Annotated in this window: 19 protein-coding genes; 1 reads left to right on the top strand and 18 read right to left on the bottom strand. The window is 38.6% G+C overall.

All coding sequences use genetic code 11. The annotated features are described in order from the left end of the window. Positions 1 to 46: 46 nt before the first annotated feature. The 11 genes from NOS7107_RS29810 to NOS7107_RS05915 all read right to left on the bottom strand — a co-directional run bounded on the left by NOS7107_RS29810 (position 47) and on the right by NOS7107_RS05915 (position 9,476). Entirely contained in the window at positions 47 to 202 is a 156-nt protein-coding gene (locus NOS7107_RS29810; RefSeq protein ID WP_157373972.1) for a Mo-dependent nitrogenase C-terminal domain-containing protein, read from the bottom strand. A 62-nt stretch (positions 203 to 264) separates the two neighbouring features. Further along, complete coding sequence (locus NOS7107_RS05955) at positions 265 to 1,410, bottom strand: IS4 family transposase (protein WP_015110984.1); 1,146 nt, start codon at positions 1,408 to 1,410, stop codon at positions 265 to 267. A 747-nt stretch (positions 1,411 to 2,157) separates the two neighbouring features. Further along, a complete protein-coding gene (locus tag NOS7107_RS29125) occupies positions 2,158 to 2,469 on the bottom strand; it encodes a hypothetical protein (RefSeq protein ID WP_052314752.1) in 312 nt (103 codons plus the stop codon). Between the two features lie 15 nt (positions 2,470 to 2,484). Further along, complete coding sequence (locus NOS7107_RS29120; protein WP_216594396.1) at positions 2,485 to 2,643, bottom strand: transposase; 159 nt, start codon at positions 2,641 to 2,643, stop codon at positions 2,485 to 2,487. A 21-nt stretch (positions 2,644 to 2,664) separates the two neighbouring features. Next, entirely contained in the window at positions 2,665 to 2,799 is a 135-nt protein-coding gene (locus NOS7107_RS29650; protein ID WP_301280981.1) for a hypothetical protein, read from the bottom strand. Between the two features lie 459 nt (positions 2,800 to 3,258). After that, on the bottom strand, positions 3,259 to 4,425 hold the full coding sequence (locus NOS7107_RS05940; RefSeq protein ID WP_015112078.1) for a pyridoxal phosphate-dependent aminotransferase: 1,167 nt from the start codon (positions 4,423 to 4,425) through the stop codon (positions 3,259 to 3,261). A 105-nt stretch (positions 4,426 to 4,530) separates the two neighbouring features. Further along, positions 4,531 to 4,941: a type II toxin-antitoxin system HigA family antitoxin gene (locus NOS7107_RS05935; protein ID WP_015112077.1), complete on the bottom strand. Its 411-nt coding sequence runs from the start codon at positions 4,939 to 4,941 to the stop codon at positions 4,531 to 4,533. 180 nt (positions 4,942 to 5,121) lie between these two features. Then, positions 5,122 to 5,502 (bottom strand): hypothetical protein, encoded by a 381-nt coding sequence (locus tag NOS7107_RS05930; RefSeq protein ID WP_015112076.1) that lies wholly within the window; start codon positions 5,500 to 5,502, stop codon positions 5,122 to 5,124. A gap of 41 nt (positions 5,503 to 5,543) precedes the next feature. After that, the gene (locus NOS7107_RS05925; RefSeq protein WP_015112075.1) at positions 5,544 to 6,386 is read right to left on the bottom strand and encodes a hypothetical protein; all 843 of its coding nucleotides are present in this window, start codon (positions 6,384 to 6,386) and stop codon (positions 5,544 to 5,546) included. Positions 6,387 to 6,639: 253 nt separating this feature from the next. Further along, positions 6,640 to 7,302, bottom strand: a complete 663-nt coding sequence (locus tag NOS7107_RS05920; RefSeq protein WP_015112074.1) for a CAP domain-containing protein — start codon at positions 7,300 to 7,302, stop codon at positions 6,640 to 6,642. A gap of 227 nt (positions 7,303 to 7,529) precedes the next feature. After that, entirely contained in the window at positions 7,530 to 9,476 is a 1,947-nt protein-coding gene (locus NOS7107_RS05915) for an APC family permease (protein WP_015112073.1), read from the bottom strand. A 186-nt stretch (positions 9,477 to 9,662) separates the two neighbouring features. On the opposite strand from NOS7107_RS05915, the gene NOS7107_RS05910 reads away from it, so the two are divergent. Further along, positions 9,663 to 10,703, top strand: coding sequence for a hypothetical protein (locus NOS7107_RS05910; protein ID WP_083889674.1), 1,041 nt, complete (start codon positions 9,663 to 9,665; stop codon positions 10,701 to 10,703). 74 nt (positions 10,704 to 10,777) lie between these two features. Here NOS7107_RS05910 and NOS7107_RS05905 read toward each other — a convergent pair whose 3' ends face one another. The 7 genes from NOS7107_RS05905 to NOS7107_RS05870 all read right to left on the bottom strand — a co-directional run bounded on the left by NOS7107_RS05905 (position 10,778) and on the right by NOS7107_RS05870 (position 15,285). Next, positions 10,778 to 11,239 carry a pentapeptide repeat-containing protein gene (locus tag NOS7107_RS05905; RefSeq protein ID WP_253274515.1) on the bottom strand — a complete coding sequence of 154 codons (462 nt, stop codon included), beginning with the start codon at positions 11,237 to 11,239 and terminating at the stop codon, positions 10,778 to 10,780. A gap of 410 nt (positions 11,240 to 11,649) precedes the next feature. Beyond that, positions 11,650 to 11,982, bottom strand: a complete 333-nt coding sequence (locus tag NOS7107_RS05895; protein ID WP_015112069.1) for a TrkA C-terminal domain-containing protein — start codon at positions 11,980 to 11,982, stop codon at positions 11,650 to 11,652. A gap of 352 nt (positions 11,983 to 12,334) precedes the next feature. Continuing rightward, positions 12,335 to 12,586, bottom strand: a complete 252-nt coding sequence (locus tag NOS7107_RS05890; RefSeq protein ID WP_015112068.1) for a hypothetical protein — start codon at positions 12,584 to 12,586, stop codon at positions 12,335 to 12,337. Between the two features lie 4 nt (positions 12,587 to 12,590). Next, complete coding sequence (locus NOS7107_RS05885) at positions 12,591 to 14,051, bottom strand: hypothetical protein (RefSeq protein WP_015112067.1); 1,461 nt, start codon at positions 14,049 to 14,051, stop codon at positions 12,591 to 12,593. Between the two features lie 63 nt (positions 14,052 to 14,114). Then, positions 14,115 to 14,309, bottom strand: coding sequence for a hypothetical protein (locus tag NOS7107_RS05880; RefSeq protein WP_044499728.1), 195 nt, complete (start codon positions 14,307 to 14,309; stop codon positions 14,115 to 14,117). A gap of 80 nt (positions 14,310 to 14,389) precedes the next feature. After that, positions 14,390 to 15,034, bottom strand: coding sequence for a K(+)-transporting ATPase subunit C (kdpC, locus tag NOS7107_RS05875; protein WP_015112065.1), 645 nt, complete (start codon positions 15,032 to 15,034; stop codon positions 14,390 to 14,392). Beyond that, positions 15,034 to 15,285: a potassium-transporting ATPase subunit F gene (locus tag NOS7107_RS05870; RefSeq protein ID WP_015112064.1), complete on the bottom strand. Its 252-nt coding sequence runs from the start codon at positions 15,283 to 15,285 to the stop codon at positions 15,034 to 15,036. Before NOS7107_RS05870 ends, kdpC begins: the two co-directional genes overlap by 1 nt. Positions 15,286 to 15,296 lie beyond the last annotated feature (11 nt).

Genomic DNA, 15,296 nt, shown 5'->3' with positions numbered 1-15,296 from the left:
TGTGCATCTGTAAATACCGATAGCTGCTATTTGTGACTTTCAAAGTTTAACAATAAACAGTTACATCTTTACCACATTCATCAGCAAGACAACACAGCGCTCGAAAACGCAGACTTATACAATTTTGGATTTTAGATTTTGGATTTTGGATTGAGAAAGGGTTTACTGGTAAGCTGTTCAGAAATCCATTTGTCGCAATCATTTTTCAAATTGGTATTAGTAGTTGCTGATAAAAGCAATTGAGCTGAAGGGGTGACAAAAAAGTTATAAAGCAGACTGGATAAGAGTCATAGCCCGTAGACCTTGTTGAAAATATGGCAGTTTACTGGGCTTGAGGCGCATCAATTCATGAGCTAAATCAGCCCAAAATTCCATTGCCCCTACCCATAACTGACCATACAAACCAATCCAAAAAGCACTATGTCGGCGGTGCAATCGTTGTAACTCCTTCAGACGACCAACATATTTTTGTAGTCCAGAGGAGCGAGAATTACGACCAACTAAAATAGCACAAGTATAGGCAATAGCAATTAATAAAATCAGTGCTATCAAACGTTGACCATCAGCATAAGTAGATTCGAGATTATACCCTCCAGTTTTACAATCTTTAAACATGGCTTCGATACCACTCCGCAACTTAAATGCTTTAATGGCATCTTTGAGACTATCAAGGTTAGTTAATAAAAACCAGCCAGCAGGCTCAACAACTCCACGATATTTGCGCTTGTAATATCCGGCGAGATTAAAATTGGCAAACCCTTTCTGTTTAGTTGCTTGAATCCCTGTCAAAAAAAACGAGATGCCAGGAGTTAATCCCAAAGATTGTAAGCGTTGGTGTGATTGGTTTTCTTGCCGAATATAAGTACCTTGTTTCTGACGCAATACAAAGTCAATGCCCTTGCTATGTAACCAATTTGCTAGTTTTATACTGTGGAATTCTCTATCTCCCAGTACCAGCATTTGATATCCCTTAAATAACTGCAATAGTGGACGAATTAATTTTTTCTGCTCTCCCAAATTGCTACATCCTTTTTTAGGTAACAATAGCCAGTACACAGGTATTGCTCTTTTTTGTTCTATTAAACTAATTACAAATACATTTTGTGAACGCCATTGTGTTCTATCAATCGCAAATATTAGCCGTTTCTCTCCTCTTTTCAGACTATTTTTCACCCATCGTTTGAGCAGGGGAAACCACAGATATGGAATCGACAACTGAGGTAGTAGTAAAAATCTTTGTATACTCCGCCTCCGACTTTCAAATTTTATCGGTTGTGGAAATACTGTTGCTAGTTTCTCAATTGTCACAGTTTTATGAAATTGCAATAGCATTAGTAAGATTTCTAGCATCTTGTACTGTGCGGGTGTCAGTACATTTTGAAAGCAGTTTTGGTAGAATTTAGGTAACATTATCATTTGATAGGTCTTGTTGAGAATACCTGACCTATCTTTTTTTACCCCAAAACGGTCACGCTCCTCTATTTTCTTGGCTTCAGCCGCTTTGTCACCCCTTCAGGCAATTGAGTCTTGCATCTGAACGAAAAATTTGAGATTTTGGATGGGGGATTTTCGGTACAAGCCCCACCCCTTCAGGGCAGAATTAATCCAAAATACTCGCTGTGGTGCTTACGCTTCGCTAACGCCAATCTAAAGTCCGACGCTCGATAACTCGTTAATGCTGCGCTATCAAGCTCGACACTTTAAGGTTGAGTCAATCCAAAATCCAAAATCGTAAATCTAAAATTGATTGACGAATGGAATTAGTCGGGGCTAGGTGCAAGGTATGAGAACCGTTGATTGTGACACTCAACAGAGTAGCAATCGCCAAGTTCAGAATAGAGGTTAAATGGCCAAAAGTATTGTTCTGACTTGAAAATACTTTGCGCTGAAATTAAGCAGAAAAAATGACGGTACAGACTGTGTTTGACAATCCGAACTCAAGTAAAGACAGGTTATTTCAATCAGGCAAGCGTTGGCGACGCAGTTTCTAGCTGAGTCAGTGAAACTTCATATCCTAGTTTTTGCAAACGTTTAACTAAACGTTTTTTGTCGCCTCTGGCTTTTGTTTATCGAAATAATCACCTCCTAAATCTTGATAAGTCTCCTGACGCAAAATTAAGTAGTAGGCGATTTTTCAAATCGAATGTGCAACAGCGATTATCGCACTTTTCCATCCAGGGCTTGTATGAGTTGCTCGCGTTTGTCTTTTAAACGCTTGGATGCCAGTTCAGCCATCAGTTGTGGGTTAGTTTCTCCCTTGACAATAGCATCCAGTATCATTCTTGCTGATACTCCCATGACATCTGATACCACTGCCGCTAGTTTGATATTCGCCCCTTCTAACACCTTTTGGACTCGATTGACTAACGTTGCTCGCTCACGAATGAAATTTGTCCGATGGCGAATCAAGTCACGCAAATCCTTTTGCTCTATCGGTGGAATAAAACTAGCACGCAACAGTCCGTGCATCAGTAATTCTCCAATCTATTGAGCATCCTTGGTATCAGTTTTCCGTCCAGGTACGTTTTTGATGTGGTGAGCATTCACCAGTAATACTTGAAAATTTGCCTCCAAGATATTAAATACTGGCCGCCAATACTCTCCCGTGCTTTCCATCGCTACGTGAGTACATTCCCTTGCCATCAACCAATCTGACAAATGTAGTCAATCCCTGGTCATTGTTCCAAATGTTTGAATTTCTTTGTGACAACCACCACTCGATTTGGGTGTGATTGCACAAGCCACTACTGTCTTTTTATGGACATCCAGACCTGCACAACGGGAATATACTATTTCCATAACTACCTCACCTGATCTTGGCGACAAGGCACAGTGTCCTGTTGATACCCATGAGTCATAATCTGACTTACGTGCTTTCCTCTTTAACAGGCGCAACAGTTACCGGTTCTTGCGGGTATCTGGTTCTGGCTATTTAACAGGCTTTTACGCACCAAGAACGAACGAACTCTGTAGAACACCATGCTCCTTTTATTATCCCTTTTTCATGCGTTCTGCTGTACGCAGTTCATGACGGCTACTTAGTCAGATATCTTAGGATAATTTGAAAGCTTGAATTCCAGGAATAGTAAGACTTTTCCTTCTGCCTCTCCGCAGTCGCTACAACGGGGAAAACCCCCGCAACGCGCTGCTCTCTGCCTCCTGCTATACCAATATTTTTTAACTTATCTGGGGAATGGGATATAGGATTTTGGTCATTGATCATAACAAATGACCAATGACCAATAACAAATGACAACTTTAAATACGAGTCCGCACAAATTTTTCTAACCTATCCAATCCCTTTTCAATTGTGGTTAAATCAGTGGCGTAGGAAAGGCGAATGTTATTATCTGCACCAAAGGCAATTCCGGGAATGACTGCAACTTGATGTTCTTCAATCAAAGCGTTGCAAAAGTCTAAGGATTTAAGTCCGGTTTTACTGATATCGGGAAACAGATAAAAAGCACCATCTGGTTTGGGACAATTCAGGCCAGGAATGGCGTTGATTCTCTCTAGCATCACTTGTCGCCGTTTGGTAAAAGCTTGGAGCATTTCGGCTACACAGTCTTGCGATTCTTGTAAGGCGGCGATCGCTCCATATTGAGCAAAGGTACACACGTTAGATGTACTATGCCCTTGAATGGAATTGGCGGCTTTAATAATTTCTATTGGCCCGGCTAAGTAACCGATTCGCCAACCTGTCATGGAGTAAGCTTTCGCAAAGCCGTTACTAATAAAGGTACGCTGAAAAATTTCTTGACCGAGAGAACCAATGCTAATGTGTTCTGCACCGTCGTAGAGAATTTTTTCGTAAATCTCATCGGAAACTACATAGATATCTGCATCAACTACTACTTGAGCCAAAGCTTTAATTTCCTCTGGCGTGTACACCATCCCTGTGGGGTTAGATGGGGAGTTGAGGACAAATAACTTTGTTTTGGGGGTAATAGCTTGGCGCAGTTGTTCTGGTGTAATTTTATAGCCAGTGGAAACATCAGTGTTGACAATTACGGATACACCACCAGCCAACGTTACCATTTCGGGATAACTCAGCCAATAGGGAGCCGGAATAATCACCTCATCACCCGGATCGATGAGTGCCAATATCAAGTTGTACAAAGAATGTTTACCGCCATTAGTGACGATGACATTTTCTGACTTGTAATCTAAACCATTATCAGTTTTCAGCTTCTGGGCGATCGCTTCCCTTAACTTTGGTTCTCCAGCTGCGGGGCCATACTTGGTTTTGCCTTCTTCCAAAGCTTTTGCTGCTGCGGCTTTAATGTGCGCTGGGGTGTCAAAATCTGGTTCGCCAGCGCTAAAACTACAAACATCTATACCTTCTGCCTTCATGGCCTTAGCTTTAGCTGCGATCGCTAAGGTTAAAGAAGGTTTTACCTGACTTACTCTTGCTGCCAGTTTCATTCTTACTTATTCTTTGGCAAATCTCTCACTTATCTTAGGATATCCCAGAAACTCTACCGAGTTTTGCCTTTGGTTAAATTCCTTTGCATCTGGCAGTACGAATTTTTAACCTTTCGTTGTCAAAAATAAATTTGCACTTACATGAAAATACTCAGCAAGCGCTTCTGCCTCTGCTTGATTAATCGTGCGATCGCCATTTAAGATTTCCTGCACAACCTCCAATGATCCAACTGTCTCAGCTAATACTTCTGGAGAAATATCACGTGCGTCCATTAGATGGACTAACATCGAATGTGGTGTACCTTGAGGGATTGGATAATGGGTTTCTTCAAATTTCTCAATTAATGTCACTAACAGTTCCAATAGTATTTCTTCTTCTGGTATACGATTGGCACGATGTTCTAAGTCTTGGACAAGAGCTATTGCTTTTTCGTTTTCTTCTTCTGTAGTAATTGTTTTTGGTTGATACTGAGCTAGTAATTTACCGTAGGATTCAGGATTAAAAGTACGGGTCATTTTTCCATTTATCCTTATCATAGTCTGCGTGAGTCAGGACATATTTGATGTAGATCCTTTGATTTTCGTAGACATTGTAATACCTGCCAATAATATTTGTAGAGACGTTGCAATGCAATATCTTTCCCTAATGATCTACCTCTCTAATTCCATAGATTGAGGTGTATTATTTTGGAACAGTTATGATGAAATTTGTCTCTTAGTTGATTGCCAATCTCCCAAAGCACTAATGAAAAAACTAGCTGCGGGGTGATTCAGTAGTTGCTCGAAAGCTGAGATGCCACCTGCTTGTAATGCACTGAGTATTCTTGCAGCTAAAGTTGGGTTGCTATCAATTTGGCTAATGGTTTCAGTAGCGATCGCCATCTTTCCGACTGTAGTTGTAGCAGGATATGACTTTTCTAGCTGTTCAAGTAACTTTTGAATCTCGGCGGCGGCTTCTGCTAGGGTTTGTTCATTTTGACGTATAGATTTATAGTTATTAATTATATTGCCCTCTCCGCCTACATTGTTCCCTTCAAAAGAACCACCACCAGTATTTACAATTATCTTAGATTCCATAAAATTGAGCCTCAGTTATTAACCTTATGTTGTACTTACCACTAATTATTAACTGTATTGTTTCCACCTCCTAATATTGCACCAATAATATTTCCACCACCTGTGTTAACATTAATTGTTTGTCCGCTAATATTCTTACTGATTTCATTTAAATATTGTTCCATAGTTTTATCGAGCAACTCATGTTGTTCTAGTACTTTCCTTAAAGATTCAATAATCATGGGAAGTATGCTTTTTAAGAACATAAAACAATCATCTAAATCAAAAAAATTGCTCCTGAGTGGTCTAGGAAAGTTTATTCTGAGTGCATACACAAATGATTCCCTTTGAAACAAAGCTCTAATGAACTTAATCCAGGTAGAATATAAGTATAATCCAGCAATAATTCCAGGAATAATAAACAGAGCTAAGAGAGCAGGTAAGGATGTTAGTAATATGAATAAAAAAATAGTTTGAATTATCAGACCGCAGATGTTTAGCTTTCCTAAAGCATAAGAATCAGCCGCAATATACAAGTTATTTCCATGAATAAAAAATCTACATATAGTGGAAATTTTTGTGCCTCTTAAAGTGTCTAATACAATTTCTATATATAGTCTATCTCTATCAGAACCTTGATATTTATAATCCGTATATCTAACCATTTTAAAATATAATTTATCTGCAAGATAAGCGTCAGTATTTTTAAATTCATTTAATCTTCGACATATTTCTTCATATAAATCTTGTCTAATATTAATAAGTTTATGTTGATCATCTAAAGCAACAGTTTGATTTAGAGAAATACTAAAATTTCCTAAATAATAACCTCTTAATTCTTGCGGATCTTCTCTATCAAAAAATCCTCGGTTTATAAATCTTTCTATTGGTGAAAAATTATTCATATTAATTATTAAATGAGATAAATACTAAATGAAATAGGAATAAAACAGTAATTTTAGTGAAAAAAACTAATAATCAGATTATATGTTTTTATGAATTGGCGTAATTAAATAAATATTAAATTATTCATTTATTATTCATTGGATGGAGAAAAAATTGCGATCACCATGAATTTAAAGTGGTTTCTCAAAATGTTCTCATACCACAGAGATTCCTAGGACGAAATCAGAAAATCTCCGGTGAGAATATCAAAACTTAATCACTAAACATTTGCACTGCATAAATTTGACCATTTTTACCAATTGCTACACCATAGCCAAATTTTTTGTATTCACGGGTGAGGAGGTTTTCCCGATGACTATTGCTGTACATCCAACCGCGTTGAAAATCTTCAACTGTGCCGTAAGTTAATCCTAAACCTTGGACACGATCTTTAATAATGTTTTCGCCAACTCCGACACGCCGATTACCGCCAACGGCAATATAGCGATCGCGGGGATTTTTGCCATTGAGGGAAATATGATTAAAATATTGCCGTTCCAGCATATCTTGAGCGTGGAGTTGTGCTGCTAGAGATAGTAACGAGTCGGCTGTTAAAGGTTTTAAATTATTGATTGTGCGATCGCGATTTACCAATTCTAGGGCAAACTTGCTTAACTCTGGCTCATCACGCAACTGTTGGGCATTCCAAATTGTGACTTTTGGCTGGCCAATTTTCCAATCAGCACCACCATTCCCGTTATAAAGACCTTGTTTTAGCAGTCCAAAGGGGGAAAGTTCTGTCCAAAAATAATTAATATCCAGTGGGTGTCCCCGCAAAGCCTGGTGGATGAAATAGGTAGTTGGCCTAAATGCTAAAACTACCGTCAATAAAACAGCGTATCTCCACCAAATATTGACTTTGCTCTTTGTATCCATTGTCTTGATTCAGGGTGAGGGATGCACAAACTACTAAACTAGTACAACACAGCGTACTAACTAATTACGTAAAAATTTAGCACTTGTTTAATCTTATATAGGACTTACGCACAGGCTACGGAAAATCGAACCACAGAGACGCAGAGGTCACGGAGAAATGAGAGTTTGAGAGGTGTTTTGCGTAAGTCCTATTATATAGAGACGCATTGCAGCGTCTCTACTTTTTCTCAACCACCGACATGGATTCCTGGTCGCCTGTGGGGATTTTTTTCGGCTCGACGCAGTACTTCACGGGTAACTACAGCAATATCACCTTCACCAAATAAGATAAATCGCAGTAAATATTGAATGGGATTTCCTTCTACCCAGCCAAAGTACGCATGAGGAATTTTACCAGTTTGGTCACGAATATACAGTAGCAAAGCAGCGATCGCATTGGGTACTGCGGCACTTTCAGCCCGCAAAATTCGATAATCACCAACTTGTACACCTTTGACTCGAATTACCTCAGCAAAGTCTGACGCATCAGATATCAAGATTTCTAGAAAGATTATGGGATCTGTCGGCGGAATGTGGTTATCTTCTCTTACCTCTTTTTCCTTTAACAAATATTCTTGTTCATTACCTTCATTTAACCGATTAGCAATGATGCGAATCGCGCCTTGGCTTTCTTGAGCAATGAATTGGCGGGCATTTTCATCAACTTCTATTTGTTCTACTCGCAGTTCTGTGGAGCGCCAAACGCGGGAAACTAGGGAAGTTACAATGATTGCACCAATGAAGAAAGCCGCGATTTTGATTCCTTCTGGTCTCTCAATAATATTTACAATTGTTGTATAGATAAAGACTAGCGTTATCAGTGCAAAAATCAGTCTTCCCTTTGGAGAGCGTTGACGATGGGCTGATAGGGTAACAGCAAAGGCGGCAGAACTTATTAATACCAGTACACCCGTTGCATAAGCACCACCCTGTGCTTCTACATTAGCCCGGAAAATCACTGTCACCACAAAGGCAATAGTGATATAAACCAATACCAAAGGTCTGGTTAATAGCGCCCAACTTGGTGCCATGCCATAACGTGGTAAATAGCGAGGCACAATATTTAGTAGCCCTGCCATTGCGGATGCACCGGCAAACCACAAAATAGAAATGGTGCTTAAATCATAGATTGTGCCAAAGCCATTACCCAAATAAAGATGTGCTAGATAAGCAAGGGCGCGGCCATTGGCTTTACCACCTGTGGCAAATTCTGTGGTAGGAATTAACAGAGTAGTGACAAAACTGCTGGTGAGTAAAAAGAAGCTCATAATAACAGCAGCAGCAGTTAGAAGCTTGCGGGTATTTTGAATTCGTCCTCTGGGCATTTCTGGGGTATCGCTATTGCTACCTTGGACAAGGGGCATCACAGTTACGCCAGTCTCAAACCCAGACAAACCCAAGGCCAGCTTAGGAAACAAGAGGATAGCTAGGCCGATGACGACAAAGAAATTCGAGTGGCGGGCGAAAAGTGCTGTTTGCCAGTTAGCGATCGCACTTGGGTTAATTGCAATCTGATATAACCCAATGCTAATGACAATCAAATTCAACAGCAGATAAAATGCCACCAAAAATACGGCAATTCCAATTGCTTCTTTAAAACCTCGTAAGAAAACTGCACCAAGTAAAGCAATTAACATCAGGGTAATAGCAATACTTTGACTGTGCAGCAAACTTGGTGTCAGAGGATTTTCGATAATGTGGGCTGTGGCATCAGCAGCAGATAGAGTAATCGTAATAATAAAGTCGGTTCCCACAAAGCCAAGTAAACACAGCACTAATAATTTGCCTTGCCACCAAGAAAGCAAATGCTCCAACATAGCAATAGAACCTTCACCATGTGGGCTTTTAGCAGCAATACGGCGGTAGATGGGCAATGCACCAAATAGCGTTAATAAAACCAAAATAAGCGTAGCAATAGGAGAAAGCGCACCCGCTGCCAGTGCGGCAATTCCCGGTTGATAGCCGAGAGTAGAAAAATAATCTACACCCGTTAAGCACATAACCTGCCACCAAGGATGCTGGCGGTGAGCTTCTTCCTTCTGGTAAGGCCCTTCCTTTTCGCTGCGGTTTTCTGCCAATAGCCAGCGCATAAACCGTCTACTGAGCCGTTTTGTTGAGAACATTGATTTAGCCATCAAATCCGATTTTGTGATGAAAGTCGCTGGTGTGAGTGCTTGGAGTTTGGTAGTTTTATTCCAAATTTTGAACTACAAATACACTCACGGACTAAAGAACAACAAGTTTTTACATGAGAAATTTTCAGAAATATTTATTCCCATAAACCAAGTTCCGACAAAAATCAGGAAAAGCATAACTTGTCTATGGATATTAGGTATAGATATAAGGAGTATTTTATGCTGCGATCGCTCAAACAAAAGCTGGCATTAGTCATTTTGTTAGCGTTTTCCTTGATCCTATTACCTAATTCTGCTCTAGCTTTGGTTCCTTCGGCAGGGCAATTCACCACTGCTGTTGGTGCTTGTGAAGCCGTAATCTCGATTAAAAAAGGCACAAATCCCGGCAATGTCAGATTACAGCCAGGACAGACTTATCAAATCGTCGGTCAAAATAAAGATAACCCTTCTCACTACCTGCTAGAAATTGCCAGTGCCAGCCCTTCTCGGCGTTGGGTTCTTACTAGTTGCGTTAGTGCCGATGGTTTACCTGCTGACACTACAGGAAACATACCGCCTGTAATTCCCGTTGCTGTAGGTCAAGACTATTTATTAGCAGTGAGTTGGCAACCGGCTTTCTGTGAGACCAAACCCGAAAAAACCGAGTGCCAAACTTTAGCGAAAAACCCAAACCGTCCTGAAGCTACCAATTTCGCTTTACACGGTTTGTGGCCTCAGCCAGAATCTAATATTTACTGCGGAGTCAGTCAGAGTGATATCCGTTTTGATAAAGCAAAAACTTGGTCAAAATTACCAGCTGTAGAATCAGAACTTTCCCCTGAAACTTGGGAAAGGCTACAAGTAGTGATGCCAGGAACAGCTTCCAATTTGCACAGGCATGAATGGATTAAGCATGGTACTTGCTATCAAGGTACACCAGAAGAATATTATGCTGAGTCAATTGCCCTGATTGATGCCTTAAATAAATCGCCTATTCAAGCATTAGTGGCTAATAATATCGGTCGCCAAGTTACCCTCAAAGATATTGATCAAGCCTTGTCATCTTTTGCGGCTAATGCTGGGGACAAGACAGAGGTTAAATGCACCAATACAGTATTAGGAGAACTGTGGTTTAACCTCAGAGGTGACATTACCCCTAACACTTTAATTAGTGACTTGCTAACCAATAGCCCAAAAGCCAAACTTGAGAAGTTCAAGTCTTGCTTAATTGACGATGCACGTAATTAATTAAAGTTGTTAAGTCAATTATAAAAGATTAGGGCGATCGCTCTGTGTGATGCGATCGCTTCATTATTTTAGTCTTAATTTAACTGACTATTACAGCGCCGTGATGTAACTCCATTGGGTAATCTTGTTTTGCACAAAATCACCGAATTACTGTTTTGTAAATCCTGATTCATTGCTGCTTTCAAAAGATTAGCATTACTCAGATTACTACTTCTAAGACTAGCCATTTTTAAATTCGAGGCTTCGAGATTAGCTCCTTGCAAATTAGCTCCACCTAAAGAGGCTATGCTGAGGTTTGCCCCTGTTAAATCGGCTCCTTGTAAATTGGCATTGCGTAAATCTGCCCACTCTAAATTGGCATACCGTAGATTCGTATGACTGAGGTTTGTTCTTTGCAAATCCGCCGAACGCAAATCAACTTTTTCTAAATTAGCACCTGAGAAATTTAACCCTGATAGGTCACAGCTAGGACATTTTCTGGTTGATTGCAGCTTTTTAACTGGACTTTGCCAAATTAAATTATTATCTTGGCTCACCAATGAAGTGATTATCAAACAACTGATAACACCTATAAATCTCAACATAATAATCATATTCTCCAATCCAAAGAACTTATAAAAATAGCTATAATAATTTATTTAGATTGGTAATCTAAGCAGTTGAAAGCTTTTTTTGTTAAAACCAGTGAAGGATTAACCACACATTTAATGTAAGGGTTCGCGTCAAAGAAACGACAATTATAACAAGGACATTTCCGAATTTGATTTACTGTTGTTTTTTTAATTCTCTTTTGGATAATGAGACAAATCTCTAAAACAATAAACACCAAAAATGCCAAAAATGCAACCAAAAAAGCAGATGCTAAACATACTATTAAAAAAGACATGCTTTTATCTACATATTATTATTATTTTAGCTTCACATTACATTAGCCAAGAATAGAGATTTAATTAAAATCATGGGAGTAATTACTAATGTAACGTGGTCGAGCTTCTAGTAAGCAGTTACTGAGAGAATAGTAAACAGAATGAATTTTTTTGAGAGTAACTTTGAGTGCTGGAACCATCATGGGATTAAGTGCGATCGCCAGGATATAATCTCCAGAATAAATCTCTGGATTAGATTCTAGGGGAATGATTTGACCTGCTCTTAAAATACCGAGAAAAGCACATTGCTCAGGTAAAGTAACCTTAGTTAAATGAATCCCACAGTAAATACTATTTGATTGAATGGAAACACCAAATAAGCTAGGCTCGATAAAACTTTGATTTTCAAGCATAAAGTATTTTTAATTCTAGATATTATTCTGCATTTTTTTAAACTAAAAATCTAGATATAAGGATATATATTCCTGAAAATTAAACGTTATAAATAAAATAAACAGATGTTTAGTTATAACTAAACATCTGATATATTTTACGATGACCTTGATGTAAGTATTTAGAATACAAAAGTCAGAAGCGATCACAGTTGATGAATCATGGTTCTAGAAAATGAAAATCTCTGTCTAGTACAGCCTTGATTCACTCTAATTCTGGATTCTGACTTCTGACTTCTGAACTCTTAATTTAAATATGCAATTTTGAGCAATAAAGTATTTAGGTAATTCCTGCCAATATCAACCTAAATATTTATTTGAACTCTGCACCAACACCCAATTCTTGCTTGCTGTATTGTAATTGTTGCCAAAGCTTATTAATTTGTTCGTATGCTTCTTCTAAAGATAGTTTTCCACCTGTCTCTAATCCAGCTATATAACCCACTTTTTGAGCAAATTCTTGCAGATTGCTATGAAAAACCAAATTTTCTGGTTTGACTTTTCCGTAGTAGCGAGTGCAAGGATAAAGAAAATTATTTTTCTCTGGCTGATGATATTCCGGCATATATTTAGACTAAAACTTCACCAAATCTCGAACCATTCCTTGATTTCAGCTTATTGTTTTTTACACGAACTTGCGGTAGGTTCTTTTTATCTTTATACAAGTAACAGATTTCTACTAAAGTTGGCCAAATTTCTAAAGAAGCATGAAACTGACTAATTACATCATCAACAATGCGGGAGACATTTTGTTGAAAGAAATCTGGCTCAAACCCATAAAATACTCTTGATAAGTTATTAGCAAATAACTGTAGAGATTTTTTCCTTTCTTCATTTTGGGTAGACTGTGATTCTTTGATAACTTGATGATAAATAGCCGAAATTTTTTCAAGAATTTCCTCAGAATCTAGTAAAGTAACTTCACCAGAATAGTCAAATTTGATACTCAAATCATCAAGATAATATAAGCTATCTTTAATTTTCTTTTTGAGTAGACTGCATATTTCTTCATTAAATATTTCACTGGCGAGTGGATTTCGCATGTAGTTATTCCGAATATGGTTCTGAACAGCATCAACGTGAGCCGCTACAATACCTTCTTGCTGTATCCACAATCGATATATGTAATCTTCAAACCTTAACCGAGTTGGAAAAAATGGCGGTAAACCTAGCTGATTATCATATCCAGCTACGCCACAATCCATCCGCCAGTTTTTATTAGTAATTACAGGTCTAAAATTAGTCAAAATATAAAAATCATTCAGGTCATTAGGACTAATTTGATTTTCATCATTGAGATACAGATGAACAAAATCAAGTGTATCAATATCATTAGTCCCGGTGCGGAATGTTTGGGCAATTTTGACAACAGCATTATTAAAAACTGTTCCCTTTTGGACTAAAAGAGAGTTTTCAGTAAAGTAACCTTTTGTTGTGTTGGTTTCTAAATCCATTGCTGTATCAATCAAATAGTCTCCCATCTCAAAGTTTTCGGGGACATGACTAACTTTTTTTCCGAGAACATCACCAAAAGCTGTGAGGATGTCAAAAGATTTATGGATATAGCCGTCTTTCTGTTCTGCTTTGATTAGTTTACCTCGACATATTTCATCATTTGATAAAGACTCTGGGCTAGTTTCAATGAGTGCATCTGGGCGCATATCATCATCGGCGCTGACCATTAAGTGTCCCAGAGTATATATGAGTGTAAAGTTACGATTTCCACCATAACTAGGCCGAAATAAATTTTTGACAAGCGACTCTAGTTTTTTATCCCGTAGTCTCTCATTTAAGAAATTAATAAATTGTTCTTTTTCGTGGGGGCCGACATAAAACACATCATTGACAGTTTTTGTTTGTTCAAGAAGTGGATAGTATTTCTCGTAATTGGCAATACTGGAATCATCAAAAATGATCATTTTGACTGCGTGACCATTAGCCCAAAAATTTTCATCGTATTTTTCAATAGTTTCGGCTACATCTCTGAGGCGGTGAGTAGGAATAACGAAGATAGTTTCTTTCTGTCTCATAAGTATCTTTGGTTGACTAGATAGAGGTGAGATCGCAACATAAAATCCCCTGCAAACAGTAACTTATACTAATTTGCTCAAAGTAGCATTCATTTTATTAGCAATCCCTTGATTTCTTACACGTCGAATACCACCACGCTCTCGTTGCAAAAATTTTGTTTCTGGGGTATCTGGGATCAAGTTAGCATCTGCTAATCGTGAAAAGTATTGATGTTTTATACCTAAAATCAACCATGAATAACCAGATATTGTTACCATCCACGCAATAAAGCTCAAGCAGATAATTAACTTCATTTTGTCGGGTATGAACAGGAAAAGTTTTGGGCAGAAAATCATAACTAACTTGCCGACTTCAAAGCATCCAAAGCTAAATTTAATTTCAACACATTGACCCCAGGCTCACCAAAAATACCCAGAAAGCGACCATCGGTATTTTGAGCAATCAAAGTTTCTAACTGTTGGGGTTGGAGTCCTCGCGCTTTGGCTACATGGTTAACTTGTGCTTTGGCAGCTTCCGGGGTAATGTGGGGGTCGAGGCTAGAAGCAGAAGTGTAAACTAAATCGGCGGTAGGTTGGATACCTGCTGTTTTTAACCGATTTAAATCACCTTCAATCCGTTTGCTGGGGTCGGGGTCATCTTTACCTTTGATACGTTCGATTAATGCCGAATTACTAGGGGCTAAATTACTTGCACCAGAAACCCCAGTTTTTAATACTCCAGCGTCATCTTTTTTCGGGTCAGCAGTGCTGTAACTTGTGGTACTAGGACGACTATTAAAGTATCTTTCGGAAGTGAAAGGTTGACCAATTAAACTAGAGCCTATCACTTGACCTTGGCTATTCTTCATCAGACTACCATTGACTTGAAATGGAAAGACAATCTGTCCAATGGTAATCATCACAAAGGGATAGATAATAGCGCCAATTACCCAAAGAACTAAAGTAGAACGAATGGCTCTGTTAACTTCGCGTGCAAAACTCATTAGAATTTCTCCGGTACAAACATAACAAAAAATAAATAAGTAGCAAGGCTTAAAGTTACTAAACCTAACAGACCTAAAGACCAAGCTTGAAAATGGGAAAAATTTTCTCCGGTGGCAGCATAAACAACAGGTGCAACCAAAAGGTTGAAACACATTCCCAGAAAGATATACAAAGGAAGTTTTGGCAAGCGTCCATCTGCGACGATTGCAATTATTTCTGTGAATATTTGAGGTAAACAAGGAGATTTCATAACAATTGAGA

This window comes from Nostoc sp. PCC 7107 (assembly GCF_000316625.1).
In the GTDB taxonomy this organism is placed as follows: Bacteria; Cyanobacteriota; Cyanobacteriia; order Cyanobacteriales; family Nostocaceae; genus Nostoc_B.
This window is presented reverse-complemented; position numbering and strand designations above follow the sequence as displayed.

Coding starts and splice junctions, on each gene's coding strand:
- NOS7107_RS05910 (WP_083889674.1), top strand. CDS start 9,663: ATGGATATTAGGTATAGATATAAGGAGTATTTTATGCTGCGATCGCTC.
- NOS7107_RS05935 (WP_015112077.1), bottom strand. CDS start 4,941: ATGACCCGTACTTTTAATCCTGAATCCTACGGTAAATTACTAGCTCAG.
- NOS7107_RS05915 (WP_015112073.1), bottom strand. CDS start 9,476: ATGGCTAAATCAATGTTCTCAACAAAACGGCTCAGTAGACGGTTTATG.
- NOS7107_RS29120 (WP_216594396.1), bottom strand. CDS start 2,643: ATGGCAAGGGAATGTACTCACGTAGCGATGGAAAGCACGGGAGAGTAT.
- NOS7107_RS29125 (WP_052314752.1), bottom strand. CDS start 2,469: ATGCACGGACTGTTGCGTGCTAGTTTTATTCCACCGATAGAGCAAAAG.
- NOS7107_RS29810 (WP_157373972.1), bottom strand. CDS start 202: ATGATTGCGACAAATGGATTTCTGAACAGCTTACCAGTAAACCCTTTC.
- NOS7107_RS05895 (WP_015112069.1), bottom strand. CDS start 11,982: ATGCTTGAAAATCAAAGTTTTATCGAGCCTAGCTTATTTGGTGTTTCC.
- NOS7107_RS05930 (WP_015112076.1), bottom strand. CDS start 5,502: ATGGAATCTAAGATAATTGTAAATACTGGTGGTGGTTCTTTTGAAGGG.
- NOS7107_RS05880 (WP_044499728.1), bottom strand. CDS start 14,309: ATGGTAACAATATCTGGTTATTCATGGTTGATTTTAGGTATAAAACAT.
- NOS7107_RS29650 (WP_301280981.1), bottom strand. CDS start 2,799: ATGGAAATAGTATATTCCCGTTGTGCAGGTCTGGATGTCCATAAAAAG.
- NOS7107_RS05870 (WP_015112064.1), bottom strand. CDS start 15,285: ATGAAATCTCCTTGTTTACCTCAAATATTCACAGAAATAATTGCAATC.
- kdpC (WP_015112065.1), bottom strand. CDS start 15,034: ATGAGTTTTGCACGCGAAGTTAACAGAGCCATTCGTTCTACTTTAGTT.
- NOS7107_RS05925 (WP_015112075.1), bottom strand. CDS start 6,386: ATGAATAATTTTTCACCAATAGAAAGATTTATAAACCGAGGATTTTTT.
- NOS7107_RS05955 (WP_015110984.1), bottom strand. CDS start 1,410: ATGTTACCTAAATTCTACCAAAACTGCTTTCAAAATGTACTGACACCC.
- NOS7107_RS05890 (WP_015112068.1), bottom strand. CDS start 12,586: ATGCCGGAATATCATCAGCCAGAGAAAAATAATTTTCTTTATCCTTGC.
- NOS7107_RS05940 (WP_015112078.1), bottom strand. CDS start 4,425: ATGAAACTGGCAGCAAGAGTAAGTCAGGTAAAACCTTCTTTAACCTTA.
- NOS7107_RS05920 (WP_015112074.1), bottom strand. CDS start 7,302: ATGGATACAAAGAGCAAAGTCAATATTTGGTGGAGATACGCTGTTTTA.
- NOS7107_RS05885 (WP_015112067.1), bottom strand. CDS start 14,051: ATGAGACAGAAAGAAACTATCTTCGTTATTCCTACTCACCGCCTCAGA.